Below are 16,754 nucleotides of genomic sequence, written 5' to 3' on the forward strand. Positions count from 1 at the left end.
CCGAAGCGAAATCACATTTCCGGGGGGGACGGCAGGCGCCGATCCCCCCCGCTGCGTTTTTGGGCCATAGTTGGCCCGGCGGAGAGGGAAGGGGACCCTGCCGCACGCCGGAAACCCGGCACACCGGAGGAGTAACGACCGATGCAACAGGACCGGATCACCGGACAGCCCGTCATTGCCGCAGAGCGCGTGACATTGCGCCCGCTGCAACAAAGCGATGCGGGCCTGATCACGCTCTATGCCAGTGATGAGCGTGTGGCCCGCGCCACCCGGCATTTGCCGCACCCCCTGCCGCCCGGCACCGCTGAAGCGTTCATCCGGGGCTCCCATGCCGAAAACCGGCGCGAGCATGTTTGGGCGATTGATGGCACCGCCGCAGGCATGGGCGAGCTGGTGGGGATTGTCGCATTGGCGCTGATGGAGGCCGAGAAGGGCCGCAAGCAGAGCGAGATCCGGTATTGGGTTGCGCCTGCGATGTGGAACACCGGCATTGCCTCCGAAGCGGTGGCGGCCATGGTGGAGGCCAACCCGCAAGACTCCGACACCATGTTTGCCGAGGTCTTTCAGGACAACCCGGCCTCGGCGCGGGTGCTGACCAATGCGGGCTTTGAATACCTTGGCGATGCCGAGGCCTTCTCTGTGAGCCGCGCGGGCACGGTGCCAACCTGGACCTATCTCAAGAAATTCGGCTGAATCCATGACTGAGGAGCGGCTCGACATTCAGACCGAGCGGCTCCGCCTTCGTCCGCTGGAGGCCGCCGACGCGCCGCGCCTGTCGCGCCTCGGGGGGACGCCAGATGTGGCACGGATGATGCTCAGCTTTCAGGCACCGTGGCCTGAAGAGGCGGTGCTGCGCTGGATCGAGGCGTCACGCTACCGCGGCCGCTTGGGCTTTCGGCTCGCCATTCAGGAACGCGGCTCACCTGACCTTGTGGGCATCATCGGGCTTGGCGGCAGGCCGGCCACGCTGATGTATTTCATAGCCGGTGATTACACCGGGTGCGGCTATGCGAGCGAGGCGGCGCGGGGCCTGCTGGCATGGGCCTTCCCACGCTTCGAGCTTGATGCGGTGGAGGCTGACCATTTTCATGACAACCCCGCTTCGGGCACCATCCTGCGCCGTCTGGGGTTTGTGCAGACCGGATATGACCGCGCGACAAACCCGCTGAGGCTTGAGCCTGAGCCCATCACCCTATATCGCCTGACGCGAAACGCTTTCGAGGCCCAGCAATGCAATTCCTAGATTTGGCAAAGGTGTACATCCGCTCCGGCGCGGGCGGCAACGGGTGCATCTCGTTCCGCAAGGAGAAGTACATCGAATACGGCGGCCCGGATGGCGGCGATGGGGGCACCGGCGGCGATGTGATTGCCGAGGCGGTGAACAACCTCAACACGCTGATCGACTTTCGCTATCAGCAGCACTTCTTCGCCAAGAACGGCCAACCCGGCATGGGGCGCCAGCGCACCGGCGCGGATGGCGGAGACATCATTCTGCGGGTGCCTGTAGGCACCGAAATCCTTGAGGAAGACGAGGAAACGGTGATTGCCGACCTCACCGAAGAGGGCCAGCGCGTGGTGCTGGCCAAAGGCGGCAACGGCGGCTTTGGCAACCTGCACTTCAAGAGCTCGACCAACCAGGCCCCGCGCCGCGCCAACCCGGGCCAGCCTGCGGTAGAGCGCACGATTTGGTTGCGGCTCAAGCTGATTGCCGACGCCGGGCTGCTGGGCCTGCCGAATGCGGGCAAGTCCACCTTCCTTGCGGCCACCTCCAACGCCCGCCCCAAGATTGCTGACTATCCCTTTACCACGCTGCACCCCAACCTCGGCGTGGTGGGCGTGGATGGGCATGAGTTTGTCATGGCCGATATTCCGGGGTTGATCGAAGGCGCGCATGAGGGCCGTGGGATTGGCGACCGTTTCCTTGGCCATGTCGAGCGCTGTGCGGTGCTGCTGCATCTGGTCGATGGCACGTCGGAGATGGTGGCGGAAGATTACCACACCATCACCCATGAGCTGGAAATGTACGGCGGCCACCTTGCCGACAAGCCGCGCATTGTGGCGCTCAACAAGGTGGATGCGCTCTCAGCCGAGGAGCGGGCCGAAAAGCAGGCAGAGCTTCAGGAGGCTGCGGGGCAGCGGCCATTTCAGATTTCCGGTGTCGCGGGTGAGGGCATTCAGGACGTGCTGCGGGCGCTTCGGGCGACCATTGAGCGAGGCCGCAAGGCGGAGGTCGCCGAAGAGGAAGAGGACGCGCCGTGGAAGCCGTAGCAGCGGGGCTGAGCACGGCACGGCGTCTGGTGGTGAAGATCGGATCGGCGCTGCTCGTCGACCGGAAAACCGGCGCGCTGCGGCAGGAGTGGCTGGTGGCGCTGGCCGAGGATATTGCGGCGCTCAGAAAACGCGGCTGCGAGGTGCTTTTGGTTTCGTCCGGCTCCATTGCGCTGGGGCGCGGTGTGTTGGGCCTCGGCGTGGACGAACTGGCGCTGGAGCAAAGCCAGGCTGCGGCGGCGGTGGGGCAAATTCGGCTGGCGCGGGCCTATGAGGAGGCGCTGGCGCCGCATGGGCTGACAGCTGCGCAGGTGTTGCTGACGTTGGAAGATAGCGCCTCGCGGCGCCGCTACCTGAACACCCGGGCAACGCTGGAAACGCTGATGAGCCTTGGTGTGCTGCCGATCGTCAACGAGAATGACACTGTGGCCACCGACGAGATTCGCTTTGGCGATAACGACAGGCTCGCCGCACAGGTGGCGGTGACAGTGGGAGCCGATACGCTGGTGCTGCTTTCGGATGTGGACGGGCTCTACACCGGCAACCCTGCCACTGATCCGGCGGCGGAGCGGTTTGACGTGGTCAAAGAGATCACCCCCGAGATTGAGGCGATGGCCGGGGACGCGGGCTCTGGCTTGTCGCGCGGTGGAATGAAAACCAAGCTGATGGCCGCCCGCACCGCCACCCAAGCGGGCTGCACCATGGCGATCACGCATGGGTTTGCGCTGAACCCGCTGCGGCGGCTGGAAGAGGGCGCGAATGCCACGTGGTTCACCGCCCAAACCACGCCGCAAGCCGCCCGCAAGGGCTGGATCGGCTCGATGAAGCCGCGCGGAGTGGTGATGGTGGATGCAGGTGCGGCCAAAGCGCTGACGGCGGGCAAATCCCTGCTGCCCGCCGGGGTGCGCGGCGTTGAGGGCGCGTTTTTGCGGGGCGATCCGGTGGAGATTGTCGGGCCGGATGGGCACTTGGGGCAGGGGCTGGTGCGTTATACCGCGACGGAGGCCGGGGTGATTGCAGGGCACCGCTCGGAAGAGATCGAGGGGCTGCTCGGGTATCCGGGGCGGGCCGCGCTGATTCACCGGGATGATATGGCGCTCTAGGGGCAGCTCATTGGCCCTTGCGGGTCTCTTCGCAGCTTCTGCGTCACTACCCCGCCCATGCGATGAATGGCCATGAGGCCACGAAGAGCGGCCCGGCTTACGCCTTCGCCAGCGCCACCTCCAAGTCTTCATAGCCAGTGAACCGCCGCTCGAAGATGAGGCCGAGGGTATCGGCGTGTTTTTTCGCCAGTTCGGTCAGTTCTGGGTCATCCGTTTGCGCCTGATACACCAGTTTTTCGTAATGGCCGAAGTACATGTCTTTCAGCTCTGGGTGCTTGTCGAACTTTAGCGGCTTGGTCACGAAGGCATCGAATTGGCGGACGAGGAAGTCGGTCAGGTAGAAGGCGGTGATTTCGTCGTCATGGGCGGCAAAGGCGGCGTTGCCTTCGAAGAAGCTGTAGCAATGTGGCCCTGGCACCATTTCGACGCCCAGTTTCGCGCAGCGCGCCTCCAGCAGCCCGCCAGTGCCGCAATCGGCGTAGACCACGAAGATACGTTCGAAGTTTTCCCGGTGTATGCGCACTGCCGCCTCCACCGCATCGGGGATCCCCTCGGGGCGGTTGTGCAGGATCGCGGGCAGGCAGGTGAGCGCCATGTGGTGCCAATGGTTGGCTTCGATCAGCGTAAGGATCTCGCGGGCGAGGGCACCGCAGGCGATGAGCAGCAGTTTGCCTTGGCCTTCCGGCGCAAGGCCCTGTTCCGTGAGTTTGCTATCGCTGGAAAGTTTCATTGCGGGGCTCGCAGAATCGAATTGACCGCGGTCATATTTAGCGGCACGAAGCGGGCATGACAGAGCCTATTCAGCCCCGTGCCCGCGCCACCCGTGCAAATCTGACAGCCGCCGCAGAAGCCATCGTGGCCCAAGAGGGGTTTGGCGGTTTGCGTGTGGAGCAGGTGGTGAAGGCGGCGGGTGTGGCCAAGGGCACGTTTTTCACGCATTTCGCGGATAAGGACGTGCTGATGGAGCGGCTCGTGGCCGGGCGCATTTCGCGGCTGCTCGACGCGCTGCAAACCGCGCGTCGGCCCAGCAGCGCCAAGGGGCTGGCGGCCACGCTTGGCCCGATCATCGATCTGCTGACCTGCGAGCGATATGTCTTCGATCTGGTTCAACGGGCCTCCCTTGCAGATGGGCCGATTGCAGAGGCGCTTTCGCGGTTGGATATCATCCTGACCGGCTGGTTTGGCGGGCTTTTCGGGGCACCGCCCTTTCGCACCGATCTGCCACCGAAGGTGATGGCGGAGGGTATACGCGCCTTCACGCTCATGGCGATGGCCCGCCACGTCGCCCGGCCCGGAAAAGCAACGGATCCGGGCAAGGCACTGGCGGTCCATGTCGAGGCCTTTCTGATGCCGCCGGGCTGACCCGGCAGGCATTCAGCCCGCCATCTGGTTGTGCTTGCGCGAGATGAACTGCTTGGCGGTTTCCACCGCCACGGCGGCATCGCGGCAATAGGCATCGGCCCCGATGGCCTTGCCGAACTCTTCGTTCAGCGGAGCACCCCCGACGAGCACGATATAATCCTCACGCATGCCTTGTTCGACCAGCGCGTCGATCACCACCTTCATGTAGGGCATGGTGGTGGTGAGCAGGGCGGACATGCCCAGAATATCGGCCTCTTCACGCTTGAGCGCGTCGAGATAGTCTTCGACCGGGTTGTTGATGCCGAGGTCGACCACCTCGAAGCCCGCGCCCTCCATCATCATCGACACGAGGTTCTTGCCGATGTCGTGGATGTCGCCCTTCACCGTGCCGATCACCATCTTGCCCATGCGTGGCGCGCCGGTTTCTACCAGCAGCGGCTTGAGGATGTGCATGCCGGCCTTCATCGCGTTGGCCGCCAGCAGCACCTCGGGCACGAACAGGATGCCATCGCGGAAGTCGTCGCCCACCACTTTCATGCCTGCAACAAGGGCTTGGGTCAGGATGTCATAGGGGGTCCAGCCGCGCTCCAGCAGGATGTTCACACCTTCTTCGATCTCCTCCTTGAGGCCATCGTAAAGGTCATCATGCATCTGGGCGGTCAGATCCTCGTCGGAGAGTTCCGAAAGAATGATGTCGTCTTCTTCATCCGCAGACATGGGCATTTCCTTTGTGGGGCCCGGGCGGGGCCTCTTGCGGTTTGTACTATTCTGCCATGGCCAGAATGTTGTGCGGGCACTTTCCGATTTGCGACATGGCACGCGCTTTTGCCGACTTATAGCGGGGATTTGCACCAGTGTGGCGCGAAAAATATGCATGAAGGTCATGCGGTTCTTTCAAATGTTCGCCGTATGTTCTATATTCACCCCAAGCAGCGAGGTGCGGCTATGGGATTTGAGGAGTCAGCGGCTGGCGGGTGGACCATGCCAGAGCATCGGCGGCGAGGGCGCGCGGCGCTTTCGAATGTGGCCAATCGGTTTGACGCCTACGCGGTTGAGCGTGTGGACGACGGCTGGGAAAGCGGGGCGGAGGAGGGGCTGCCACCGCTGCGCACCGAGGTGGCGCTGGAGAACCCGCGCAGGATCATCAGCCGCAACAGCTCGCCCGATCTGAGTTTCGATCGCTCGGTGAACGCCTATCGCGGTTGTGAGCATGGCTGCATCTACTGTTTTGCTCGCCCGACGCATGCCTACCTCGGCTACTCTCCGGGCCTCGACTTTGAAACCAAGCTGGTGGCCAAGCCCAGTGCGCCGGAGCGGCTGGCGGCCGAGTTGCGCAATCCACGCTACGAGGTGGCCCCGATCGCCATGGGCACCAATACCGACCCGTATCAGCCAATCGAGCGGACGCATCGGATTACCCGGAGGCTGCTGGAGGTGCTGCGGGCGCATAATCACCCTGTGGGCATCGTCACCAAGGGCAGCCTGATTGAGCGTGATCTGGATATTCTGGGCGATATGGGCTGGGAGGGGCTGGCGCGGGTTGGCATCTCGATCACCACGCTGGATGACGGGCTGGCGCGCAAGATGGAGCCGAGAGTGCCCGGCCCGGCGCGGCGGCTGAAGATGATTGAGCGGCTGGCCGGGGCGGGGGTGCAGGTGCGGGTGATGGCCTCGCCGATGATCCCCGGGCTGACGGACCACGAGCTGGAAAAGATCATGGAGGCGGCGCGAGATGCGGGTGCGGTGGCGGCGAGCTATATTGTACTGCGGCTGCCGCGCGAGGTCTCGCCGCTGTTTCGTGACTGGCTGGAAGCCAATGTGCCGGATCGCGCCAGCCGTGTGATGGCGCGGGTGCGTGAGATGCACGGCGGGCGCGATTATGACCCGGAGTGGGGCCGCCGGATGAAGGGGCAGGGCACCCATGCGGCGCTGCTCTCGCATCGCTTTGAGGTGGCCAGCAAGCGGCTGGGGCTGAAGCGCAACCTGCTACCGCTGCGCTGCGATCTGTTCAAGGTGCCGCCAAAGCCGGGGGATCAACTGGACCTGTTTGGCTAGGTTGGATGCGCCTCAGGCCTCGCTCTGGCTGTCTTGCCATTTGGCGTGGCGCTTTTTCGAGACTGATATGACAACAAGGGCGAGGGTGAAGACTGCCCCAGTGATCAGGCCGGGCGCGACGACGAGCAGAAGGAAGTCTTCACGGCTCAGATCCATCGACGAGGTCGTGGGGCAATGCGCGGCGTAGTTGGTATGGCCGCAGCTTAGGCCCGTCATCACGTTGTAGGCGATGATCCAAACGATGATGCAAACGCCGGTAAGAAGAAACAGCGTGATCCCCGCGATTTGCAGCAGCAGGTGGCCGAGCGGGCGGCGCGGCTGATTGGGCATCTCAGCCCCGGCGGCGGCCACGGCGTTGGCGCTCCGGAGCGGGCTCGTCGCCGGTGCCGTCAGAGGCTGAAGAGAAGCCGCCGAGCTTCTCTGCGATTGTTTCCAGCGTCGGTGCAGGGGCGGCGGGGCGGGTATCGAGCGCTTCGCGCATGGCGGCGAGGTGCTCGGGCGTGGTGCCACAGCAGCCACCGATGATGCGCGCACCCATGTCACGGGCCATGCAGGCGTAATCCGCCATCAGCTCGGGCGTGCCGTTGTAGTGGATGTGGCCATCGACATATTTGGGGATGCCCGCGTTGCCCTTTGCGATCACGGGGATCTCGGGGCCTTCGGCGAGGAAGCCCTTTACCGTGCGTAGCAGATCAGACGCGCCAACGCCGCAGTTGGCACCGAAGGCGAGCGGGGGCGTGGGCAGTTTGGTGGCCAGTTTGACCATGTCGGAGGAGGTAACACCCATCATGGTGCGCCCGGCGGTGTCAAAACTCATGGTGCCGACCCAGGGCATGCCAGCCAGCGCGCAGGCCTCGGCAGCGGCCTTGTATTCCTCGGGGGCGGAGATGGTTTCGACCCAGAGCACATCGGCCCCGCCTTCCTTGAGGCCCTCGGCCTGCTCGTGGAACATCGCCACCGCGTCTTCGTGAGACAGCGTGCCGATCGTGCCCATGATCTCGCCGGTCGGGCCCATGGAGCCGGCCACAACAACCGGGCGGCCCGCCTTGTCGGCCACCTCACGCCCGATTTCGGCGGCTTTGCGGTTTAGCTCGCGCACCCGGTTTTGCGCGTCGTGCAGCTTGAGGCGGGAGGCATTGCCGCCAAAGCTGTTGGTCAAGAACAGATCGGAGCCCGCATCCACGGCACCCTTGTAGAGTGCGGCGATCCGGTCAGGGTGTACGTCGTTCCAGAGTTCGGGCGCGTCGCCGGATTGCAGGCCCATGTTGAAGAGCGTTGTGCCAGTGGCACCATCGGTCAGCAGAAACGGGCGATCAGCGAGCAGGCGGGAAAGGGCGTCGGACATCTGGGGCTCCGGTGATAGGATGGGCGCTGGGTGCCACAGGCAGGGCCGGGGCGCAATGTTGAATGGCTCAAGATGATGTTGAGGTTGCGCCTCGGCTTGCGGCTCTGACGGCAACGCCGGTTGGTGTGATCTTGCCTAAAGAGGCGGTGGGCTCAGGAGGCGCGGCGCAATGGCACTGCATCCCGGGTCTCAGTCTCTGTTGGGATAGCATTGCGCATGGGCGCGCGATGTTCATCGCCGAGCTGCGGCAAGGGGCGGGGCCGGGCAATACGGCGGGCAATGTCGATTGCGGCGAAGGCGAGGGCAAGGCGGTTTGGCGCTGCGAGATAGAGCCGCTCCCAGCGGGGAGCAAAGCAGGTTTTGAACTGGCGAAGCCCCGCACCGCCGGTGGCTTGGTCGAGACGCTGGCGAAGCGCGGCAAAGAAGGCGGGGTCGGGCTGTTCTGGCTCGGCCCCCTCGGCGGGGGATGCACTGTGCAGCGGCACGGCAGCGAGGGAGAAGCGCTGGCAGCCGTGCTTTGCGGCCTCCTCGATGGCGCAACATACCAGCGCGTGCATTGTGCCATCGGGCGCGCCCGTAACATCCTCTGCGTTGCCGGGGTGGGTGCGCATCAGGTCGAGCACCCATTCGCGGGTGGACACGTGAAAGCTGGCAAATCCGATGATGCGGCCTCCGGCGCGGGCCACGAAACGGTGTTGGTGGCCGATGTAGACCGGGCAGAAGCGCCCCATGGAAAACCCGCGTGAACCGCCGCGCCCGGCCTCCCATGCTGCGGAGATCTCGTGCATTTCGGCTGCGCATGCGGGGGCCAGCGGGCCACGATCAAAGGTGATCTCGATGTCTGCCTTCTCGGCCCGGCGGAGTTTGCGCCTGAGTTGGCGATGATCCGGGCTGTCCAGAGAGAAGCGCATCGGGTCCAGCACCGCCTCCTCGGCCACGGGCAACAGGGCAAACCCGGCGCGACGGGCGGTGGAGGCCATGCGCCCTCCGGCCTTGTAGATGACAGGGGTGAGCCCGCGTGATCGGGCCTCGGCGCGCAGGGCGGCCAACCAGTGCCGCCGCTCGCCCCATGGGCCGAAGGGGGCACCAATTGCAACGAGGGCCGAGCCGGTCGGCCCGGCGGCCCAGCCTCCGCCCGCGCCTGGTGCCTCAAGCCAGCCCAACTCACCCTGGCGGATCAGCCCGGCTTCGGCGCGGCGCGCGGTGGCGAGATGCCAGCCCATATCGGGCGAAGGTGGCGCCCCGGCGCGGCGGAAGGTGGGCCGGTAGCTGGCCCGATCCTCCCGTTCTGTGCGCAGGGTCGCCAGTGAGCGCCCCGGGCCAACCGCCGCCGCCAAGAGTCCCAGCCCGGCTGGAAGCGCGTAATACACAAGCCGGAAGCCCAGAATCGCACAGGACAGCGCGGCACCATCGACCCCTACCAGAAGCAGCACAAGAGCCGCCTCGAATGGCCCGGCACCGCCCGGCGTGCCGCCAATTATGCCCGCGCCGAGGGCCAGCAGGAAGGCAGGCAGCAGCGCGAAATAAGCCAGTTCTGTGCCCGGTGGCAGCAGCAGCCAAAGTGCCAATGCGGCGGCGGCGCAATCCACAGCGGCAAAGAGGGCTATGCGTGCCGCGAGCCAGATCGAGGGCAGGCGGGGCAAGCGCGACAGCCCGCCCCAGTAGGGCGGCCAGAGGCAGAGCGCGACGATGAACACACCAAGGCCCAGCCCGGCAATGCCGAGCGCCTCTGCGTAAGGGAAGGCAGAAGGCAGCACCAGCAGGCAGAGTGAGGTGAAAAAACCCCAACCGGCAAGGAAGGACAGCGCCACCGCAGCGGTGACGCCAAGGGCACGGGCAAGTCCAAGGCCCGGTAGCATGCGCCAGCGCAAAAGCGCCCCGATGATAAGACCGAACCCGGTTGACTGGCTGACGGCAATGGCGGTGACACCTGCGCCCTGCACAGCATCCTCGTTTTGCCCGGTGGCGAGCCAACGGTGAATGGCTTGGTCATACCGGCCGAGCGCCCAAAAGCTGACCGCGGTCATGCACAGGGCGCCTACCCAGCGTGACCCCGGCAGATCAGAGAGGTTGGCCCAACCGCCGGAGAGATCCAGCCCCTGCAACCATCCAGCCATCAACGGTAACAACGCCAAGACAGCCAATATGGGCAGCCCTTGCCGCAGGACCAGCCGCCCGAAGCCTGCTTGCTTTAGCGCGCCCGCAGTGCGGTGCAGCCCGTGAGAAACCTTGCCCATTCCGCCTCCGCCAGAGGTGCGTTGGGCGCGGTGCTATCACCCGCCGGTGACCAAGGGCTTAACCCCGGCCCGAAAAAGCAGAACGGCCGGGCAGGGCCGGCCGTTGTTCGCAGTTTAGAGGGGCGGAAGGAAGGCTCAGTTCTCTTCCATCAGCTGGGCTTTGGCCTCGGCCATCATCGCCTTCATCTGTGCGCGAATGGTGGCCTCATCGGCCAGATCGCCCAGGTCACCGGCGACCTTGCGATACACGTCCTCATCGCCCGCTTCTTCAAAATCGGCCTTCACGACCTCTTTTGCATATTCAACAGCCTCGTCGCCGGCTTTTCCCAGCAGGCCCGCAGCCCAGAGGCCAAGCAGCTTGTTGCGGCGTGCTTCGGCCTTGAATTGCATCTCGGCATCGTGGGCGAACTTGTTTTCAAAGGCGTTTTCGCGGTCGTCGAAGGTGGACATGGGGGCCTCCCGGTTTGAATCCTTGCCCCTATGTAAGTGGCTGACGGCGGGATGGGAAGGCATGAATGGCCGCAGAAATGGCCTGAAGCGCGGTGCGGCTCACTCCTCCAGCCCGAAGAGCTGCGCGAGGCGCTGCGCTGCGGCCCGGCGCAGGGCTTCTGGCCGGTTGCCGCGGGCCAGAAGCTCGCGGGCGCGCTCCAGCGCGGCCCGGGTGTGGCCAGCCTCAAGATCTGCGGTCAGGGCATCGAGCCAAGGCACCTGTTCGTGCTCGGGCAGGGCATCGCCCACGGCGTCGACGAGAAGCTGCGTGACCTCATCCTCCCATGATCCCCGGTCTTGGGTGTCGGCTTCAGGAGAGGCCGGGGTTTGCTCGGGCAAATTGGCAGTCGGGGTTCCGCCGGGGCGGGTCGAAAGCTCCAGCACCTCAGCGTAGGCGTTTCGGTTGACCAAGAGTTCATCTGCGTCGATGCCCAACTGCGCGAGCAGAGCGGCTTGCCGGCTTGGTGGGATCAGGTCGCCCGGGGCGTCACTTTCGGGCTGGGCTTTGGCCTCCAGCGGATGGGCCGCGCCGCTTTGTGAGGGCTGCCATTCGGCTTCGCCGCTCGTGCGGTAGACCTGAAGGCGCCGGGTAACACTTCCGCCGCTGTAAACGGTAAAGGCAAACTCGCCGCCCGAGTGGCGGCCTCCGCTGAGACGAAAGGCCAGCACCTCTGCCTTGCCAAGCGCGCGGCTGAGGGCGAGGAGCCGGGGCGAGGGGGCGCCATCGGTGCGTTCACGCAGTTCGATCAGTGTCAGACCGTCGGTGCCGACCGGGGCAGAGAGCCGGGCCTCGTGATCGGTGCCACCAAAGCCCATGTCATCCAGCATCTCACGGGCCAGCACGCCTTGGGGCAGGGTGCCATGGGGCTGAATTAGCAGAGCGGCGGGCTCGGGGGCTGCTTTGTTGCGCCGACCACCAAACAAACGCCCGAGCAGGCCGGTGCTGGCGGCCTCGGGGGCATCGCCCGCCGGTTCGCACTTTGCCATGGCTCGCGCCACCTCGCGTGGCGGCGCGTCGACCAGTGCAAAATCAAGCACTGCAAAATCTTCTGCCATCTCCCCCTCCGGATGCCAGCATCATAAACCAGCGCGACCCTATCCGCCTTGCGCCGCGCCGCCAAGGCCTCGCCGCGCCCCCGGCGCGCCTCGCTCTGCTTGCGGCGGGCCAGCCCTTGCACTATAGCCCCGGAGGACAGCCGCGGCCCTTTCCGGTGCCGCCACAGCCCGCATCTGGAATGGACCCCATGGCACGACGCAAGCTCGTCTACGAAGGCAAGGCCAAGATTCTCTACGAGGGCCCCGAGCCGGGCACTCTGGTGCAGTATTTCAAGGACGACGCCACCGCGTTCAACGCTGAGAAGAAGGCGACGATCGAGGGCAAGGGGGTGCTGAACAATCGCCTGTCCGAGTTTTTCATGACCGGGCTGAACAACATCGGCGTGCCGACGCATTTCATCAAGCGGATCAACATGCGCGAGCAGCTGATCCGCTCGGTCGAGATCATTCCGCTGGAAGTGATCGTGCGCAACTTCGCCGCAGGCTCCATGGCCAAGCGGCTGGGGCTGGAAGAGGGCACGCAGTTGCCGCGCCCGATCATCGAATTTTCTTACAAGGACGATGCACTCGGCGATCCGCTGGTGCCCGAGGAATACATCATCGCCTTCGGCTGGGCGACGCAGCAGGATCTGGATGACATCGTGGCGCTGGGACTGCGGGTCAACGACTACCTGAGCGGCGTGATGTATGGCGTCGGCATCAAGCTGGTGGACTTCAAGATCGAGATTGGCCGGATCTGGGACAATGACTTCATGCGGTTGATCGTGGCCGATGAGATCAGCCCCGACAGCTGCCGCCTGTGGGACTTGGAGACCGGCCAGAAGCTGGACAAGGACGTGTTCCGCCGCGACCTGGGCAACCTGACGGATGCCTACACCGAAGTTGCCCGCCGCCTTGGCGTGCTGCCAAACGGCGGCCCCGCGGCCATGGGCAAGCCCACCCTGATCAACTGAGGAGAACGCGCATGAAGGTTCGCGTTGACGTGATGCTGAAACAAGGCGTGCTCGACCCGCAGGGCGAAGCCGTCAAATCGGCGCTTGGAGCGATGGGCTTTGACGGCGTTGAGGGTGTTCGGCAGGGCAAGGTGATTGAGCTGGAGCTGGCCGAGGGCAGCACGGAGGCCGATGTGAAGGCGATGTGCGAGAAGCTGCTGGCCAACACCGTGATCGAGAGCTACGCGATCCACATGTAGGGGCCTTGGCGCCGCGGGGAAGGGCGAGCACGCAGGCCCGCCCAACCTCCTCATGCCTTACTTGCCCTTTTTCTCGCCAAGCGAGATGGGCTTGCTTGCGCCGAAATTTGCAGTCGCCAGTTGCTTTGGCTTTTCCTGCTTGGGTTTCTTCGCTTCCTTGTTTCCGCGCTTGTTGTTGCCTTTTCCCATTACGACCTCACAGGTTGAAAACCGTGCCGGCGTCATGCCGGACGGACCGATCCTCAGGAAAATCAGGGTTGCCTGACACGCTTCAGGGCGATGACTTCGATGAGTCTTGCGCGGGGGCCTTTGAGGGCTTGTCGCGATACCCATGCAGATAAGCCTCTTGGGGCCTTCCGACAAGGCTCTTGCAGAGGCGTTTGGCACGCGCTGAACGACCATCTGGACGCGGCCCGCCGAAGACGCCAAACTTCGGCGAATGTCAGACGCCTTTTTCATGCGCACACGCTATGACGGGGTCCGCGAAATTTCGGGCCGGATGTGGCTGTTGGTTTGGGTCACGCCAGCGCTGTTTTTGGGCGCAGCGCTCTATTTTGCGGCCCAAACGCTGATTGCCCCGCTGGGCATGGTTGAGGTGGAGGGCGAGGTGGTGGAGCTTCGCGAATATGAGGGATGGTCGCCGTTGGAGGGGGACGTCACCAATTACGCTCCGGTCTTCAGTTATACACACGCAGACGGGCGAGAACTGCGCGCCAGCGCCGGCATGTCTCATAGCGCGTGGAACTTCCCCGTCGGCTCGCGCCGCACCATCCTCCACGATCCGGACGTTAACGGGGACGTGCGCATTCCCGGCCCTTGGAACTGGATCGTGCCCGGCGCGCTTGCCGTTCTCGGGCTGGGCACGGCGCTGCCTGCGGCGCTTGTCAGCCTGTTTCTGCTGCGCTGGCGGCGGCGAGGGGTGCAGGGCTGAGGCGGGACACGGGATTTGTCACTTTGTCCGTTGCCGCCCATCGCTTAGGCTAGCCGCGTCGATCATCATGGCTGCCTATGAGACTCCTCGTCTTTCTCTTCGCCTTCCTGTGCCTTACCGCGGCCGCGCGGGCTGAGGAGGCGGCCCCCTTCGATTTTCCGCATCTGCCCGGCGCGGCGCAGGAGTTTTATGAGACGGCAAAGACGGGTGAGCCCACTGCGGCGTTCAACTACGTCCTGCCCCTGATCAACCAGCCCGATCTGACCGATTTCGAGCGGCGGCGTATCATTGGCTATCTGCGGGTTGCCTATGACGGCTATGACGTCGACGATCCGACCGGGGCCCATTATGCCGCTATGGCCGCGGGTCTTCTGACGAATGTATATTCGGCCCTGGCCGAACACGGACAGGCCCTGGCCTGGGCGAACGCCTGCATCGGCCTGATCGGGGATCGCTGGGAGGAGCGGGCTGTCAACCTCACGCTGGGGGCCTGTGTCGAAACCGCTGCCGTGGCCTTCAACGAGCTGTCAAACTACGCTCAGGCGATCGAATACGCCGGCCTTGCGCGGCAGGTGTACCGGCTGTTCATCGAGCAGGAGCCGGAGCGGGAGTTTTACGTTGCCAACACGCTGATGCTGGAGGCCAATGCGCTCGATGGGCTCAAGCGGCACCGGGAGGCCATTGGGCTGAACGAGGATGCACTGGAGATTTACGAGCGCGTGGCTGGGCCCGAAAGTGAGGGGGTGGCCAATATTACCGCCAATATCGGCGCCTCCTACTGGTATCTGAAGGAGCTGGAGCCTGCGCGCGCTTGGTCAATGCGGGCGCTGCCGCTGATCGACAAGCACTGGGGGCCACACAGCTACGGGGCCTCGGTGGTACGGGTGAACCTCGGGCTTATCGCTTTCGATATGGGACGCGAGGAGGAGGCGATGCGACGGGCCGTGGAGGTGCTGCCCTACATCGCGTCCAACCCCAGTTCGTCGTTGAACAACCAGCGTTGGACCTTTGAGCTCATGCGCAACATCTTCGCGGCGCGGGGGCAGCGGGAAAAGGCCATTTTGTTTGGCAAGATGGCGGTGAACGCCCAGCAGGAGATCCGCGCGCTCAATCAGGGGCTATCCGACGAAGACACCGAAGGGCTGCGCGCCGAGTGGAGCCGGCTTTACCGCGACCTTGCCGATTTGATGATCGAAGAGGGCCGGTTTTCCGAGGCGCAGGCGGTGCTGAACATGGAAAAGGAGCAGGAGGCCTTTGAGTTCCTGCAACGTGATGGCGAGGCGGATCTGCGGGAGACCGTGGCATTGCTGACGGATGCCGAAACCAGCGATGCCGAGAAGCTGGCCGCGCTGGCGTTGAAGCCGGTAGAGGCCCGCGCGGCCTGGGAAGCCCTGTCGGCCCGGCTCGATGCGGGCGAGGGGACGGCGGAGGAGGAAGACCAGCTCTTTCTGCTCGAAGATGCGATTGCCGAGGCCGAGGCTGCCTTTGAGGCGGAGGTTGGAGCCTTTCTCGCTGATGTGGAAGAGACCCGCCGGGCAGGCTTTGCCGCAAGGTTTGATGCCACCGGGGCCTATCAGGCCATTCTGGAGGCCCGCGAGCGCCCAAGCGCCATCTTGCAACTGGCGATGCTGGAAGACGCCACCCATCTCTTCCTCACGTTGCCCGGCGCAACGGTGCACGAGCAGGTGGAGATCCCGCGCGAAGAGATGCACCGCAAGGTCTTCAACGCATTGCAGGCCATCGAGGCGCGCAGCCCGGAAGCCGAGGTGCATTTGCGGGGGCTTTATGAGCTGCTCTTCGCCCCCGTGCGAGAGGCACTGGAGGTGGCAGGCACGGAAGTGTTGATGATCAACGCCGATGGTGTGCTGCGCTATGTGCCCTTTGCGGCGCTGCATGACGGAGAGCGCTATCTGGTAGAGGACTATGCCTTTGCCCTCTACGTGGCCGCAGTGCAAACCCAGTTCGCGCGCGCGCCGCGTGCGCCCGACAGCGCGGCAGGCTTTGGGGTGACGCAGGCGCATGAGGGCTTTTCGGCCTTGCCGGGCGTGGCCGCCGAGATCGAGAGCCTTTTCACCGCATCGGACGGGGAGGGCGTTCTGGCGGGCCAGACTATGCTCGACGGCGCCTTTGACACCCGTGCCCTGCGCCGCACCCTGCGCAACCCGCCCGAGCTGCTCCACATTGCCTCGCATTTCGCGCTGAGGCCGGGGCAGGATGATGACAGCTTTTTGCTGCTGGGCGACGGCACGCGGCTGCCGCTTTCGGAGCTGCGGACCAGCAAGTTCCGCATGACGGGGGTGGACCTGCTCACCCTCTCGGCCTGCCAGACGGCGCGGGGCGGGGATGGCTCGGAGATCGACGGTTTTGGCGCGGCGGCCCTGATGGGGGGCGCGAGCGCCGTGCTTGCTTCGCTTTGGCCGGTGGCCGACGCGGCAACCCCGGTGCTGATGGGCGACTTCTACGCCGGCCTCTACGAGCGCGGCGAGGACAAGGCCGAGGCGCTGCGCCGGGCGCAGATCGCCATGCTGCGGGGCGGCGGCGAGGGGCAGGGGGCCAATCGCGCTGCATCGGCCCTGAACGCAGGCACCGGCGCGGGGGCGGTGGATGATTTTGCCCATCCCTACTTCTGGTCGGCCTTTGTGTTGATGGGCAACTGGCTTTAGCCCGCGATCCGGGCTAAGGGGAGCAAAAGCGCCATACATGCCAGAGGAATCGC

18 protein-coding genes are annotated in these 16,754 nt (G+C 64.8%); 10 read left to right on the forward strand and 8 right to left on the reverse strand.

Annotated features, from left to right (window positions below; all coding sequences use genetic code 11):
* Positions 1-141: 141 nt before the first annotated feature.
* Genes FHY55_RS09715 through proB form a run of 4 tightly spaced genes read left to right on the forward strand, consistent with a single transcriptional unit; the run spans position 142 to position 3,371 of the window.
* Positions 142-693, forward strand: a complete 552-nt coding sequence (locus tag FHY55_RS09715) for a GNAT family N-acetyltransferase (protein WP_140014002.1) — start codon at positions 142-144, stop codon at positions 691-693.
* A gap of 4 nt (positions 694-697) precedes the next feature.
* Positions 698-1,243 (forward strand): GNAT family N-acetyltransferase, encoded by a 546-nt coding sequence (locus tag FHY55_RS09720; protein WP_140014003.1) that lies wholly within the window; start codon positions 698-700, stop codon positions 1,241-1,243.
* Positions 1,231-2,268: a GTPase ObgE gene (obgE, locus tag FHY55_RS09725; protein WP_140014004.1), complete on the forward strand. Its 1,038-nt coding sequence runs from the start codon at positions 1,231-1,233 to the stop codon at positions 2,266-2,268. Before FHY55_RS09720 ends, obgE begins: the two co-directional genes overlap by 13 nt.
* Positions 2,256-3,371 (forward strand): glutamate 5-kinase, encoded by a 1,116-nt coding sequence (gene proB / locus FHY55_RS09730; RefSeq protein ID WP_371707656.1) that lies wholly within the window; start codon positions 2,256-2,258, stop codon positions 3,369-3,371. Before obgE ends, proB begins: the two co-directional genes overlap by 13 nt.
* Positions 3,372-3,468: 97 nt before the next feature.
* On the opposite strand, the gene FHY55_RS09735 is transcribed toward proB, so the two are convergent.
* Positions 3,469-4,101: a DUF1638 domain-containing protein gene (locus FHY55_RS09735; RefSeq protein WP_140014005.1), complete on the reverse strand. Its 633-nt coding sequence runs from the start codon at positions 4,099-4,101 to the stop codon at positions 3,469-3,471.
* 56 nt (positions 4,102-4,157) lie between these two features.
* Here FHY55_RS09735 and FHY55_RS09740 point away from each other — a divergent pair, with 56 nt between their 5' ends.
* Positions 4,158-4,733: a TetR/AcrR family transcriptional regulator gene (locus FHY55_RS09740; RefSeq protein WP_140014006.1), complete on the forward strand. Its 576-nt coding sequence runs from the start codon at positions 4,158-4,160 to the stop codon at positions 4,731-4,733.
* Positions 4,734-4,745: 12 nt separating this feature from the next.
* Here the strand turns inward: FHY55_RS09740 and FHY55_RS09745 are convergent, their stop codons facing one another.
* Entirely contained in the window at positions 4,746-5,450 is a 705-nt protein-coding gene (locus tag FHY55_RS09745) for a B12-binding domain-containing protein (RefSeq protein WP_140014007.1), read from the reverse strand.
* 228 nt (positions 5,451-5,678) lie between these two features.
* On the opposite strand from FHY55_RS09745, the gene FHY55_RS09750 reads away from it, so the two are divergent.
* Positions 5,679-6,788 (forward strand): PA0069 family radical SAM protein, encoded by a 1,110-nt coding sequence (locus tag FHY55_RS09750; protein ID WP_254695468.1) that lies wholly within the window; start codon positions 5,679-5,681, stop codon positions 6,786-6,788.
* Positions 6,789-6,800: 12 nt separating this feature from the next.
* On the opposite strand, the gene FHY55_RS09755 is transcribed toward FHY55_RS09750, so the two are convergent.
* From FHY55_RS09755 to FHY55_RS09775, 5 genes are all read right to left on the reverse strand, one after another.
* Positions 6,801-7,118 (reverse strand): hypothetical protein, encoded by a 318-nt coding sequence (locus tag FHY55_RS09755; protein ID WP_140014009.1) that lies wholly within the window; start codon positions 7,116-7,118, stop codon positions 6,801-6,803.
* 1 nt (position 7,119) lies between these two features.
* Positions 7,120-8,133: a betaine--homocysteine S-methyltransferase gene (gene bmt, locus FHY55_RS09760; RefSeq protein ID WP_140014010.1), complete on the reverse strand. Its 1,014-nt coding sequence runs from the start codon at positions 8,131-8,133 to the stop codon at positions 7,120-7,122.
* Positions 8,134-8,285: 152 nt separating this feature from the next.
* The gene (locus tag FHY55_RS09765; RefSeq protein ID WP_168222968.1) at positions 8,286-10,250 is read right to left on the reverse strand and encodes a phosphatidylglycerol lysyltransferase domain-containing protein; all 1,965 of its coding nucleotides are present in this window, start codon (positions 10,248-10,250) and stop codon (positions 8,286-8,288) included.
* A gap of 255 nt (positions 10,251-10,505) precedes the next feature.
* Positions 10,506-10,820, reverse strand: coding sequence for a DUF1476 domain-containing protein (locus tag FHY55_RS09770; protein WP_140014012.1), 315 nt, complete (start codon positions 10,818-10,820; stop codon positions 10,506-10,508).
* Between the two features lie 99 nt (positions 10,821-10,919).
* Entirely contained in the window at positions 10,920-11,915 is a 996-nt protein-coding gene (locus tag FHY55_RS09775; protein ID WP_140014013.1) for a hypothetical protein, read from the reverse strand.
* Between the two features lie 188 nt (positions 11,916-12,103).
* On the opposite strand from FHY55_RS09775, the gene purC reads away from it, so the two are divergent.
* Entirely contained in the window at positions 12,104-12,868 is a 765-nt protein-coding gene (gene purC / locus FHY55_RS09780; protein WP_140014014.1) for a phosphoribosylaminoimidazolesuccinocarboxamide synthase, read from the forward strand.
* 11 nt (positions 12,869-12,879) lie between these two features.
* Positions 12,880-13,107, forward strand: a complete 228-nt coding sequence (gene purS, locus FHY55_RS09785; protein WP_140014015.1) for a phosphoribosylformylglycinamidine synthase subunit PurS — start codon at positions 12,880-12,882, stop codon at positions 13,105-13,107.
* A gap of 57 nt (positions 13,108-13,164) precedes the next feature.
* Here purS and FHY55_RS09790 read toward each other — a convergent pair whose 3' ends face one another.
* Positions 13,165-13,440, reverse strand: a complete 276-nt coding sequence (locus FHY55_RS09790; RefSeq protein ID WP_140014016.1) for a hypothetical protein — start codon at positions 13,438-13,440, stop codon at positions 13,165-13,167.
* A gap of 106 nt (positions 13,441-13,546) precedes the next feature.
* Between FHY55_RS09790 and FHY55_RS09795 the strand changes: the two genes are divergently transcribed.
* Both FHY55_RS09795 and FHY55_RS09800 read left to right on the forward strand, forming a co-directional pair.
* Positions 13,547-14,038, forward strand: coding sequence for a DUF3592 domain-containing protein (locus FHY55_RS09795; RefSeq protein WP_140014017.1), 492 nt, complete (start codon positions 13,547-13,549; stop codon positions 14,036-14,038).
* Between the two features lie 77 nt (positions 14,039-14,115).
* Positions 14,116-16,701: a CHAT domain-containing protein gene (locus FHY55_RS09800; RefSeq protein WP_140014018.1), complete on the forward strand. Its 2,586-nt coding sequence runs from the start codon at positions 14,116-14,118 to the stop codon at positions 16,699-16,701.
* Positions 16,702-16,754 lie beyond the last annotated feature (53 nt).

It is taken from the genome of Oceanicola sp. D3, from assembly GCF_006351965.1.
GTDB lineage: Bacteria > Pseudomonadota > Alphaproteobacteria > Rhodobacterales > Rhodobacteraceae > Vannielia.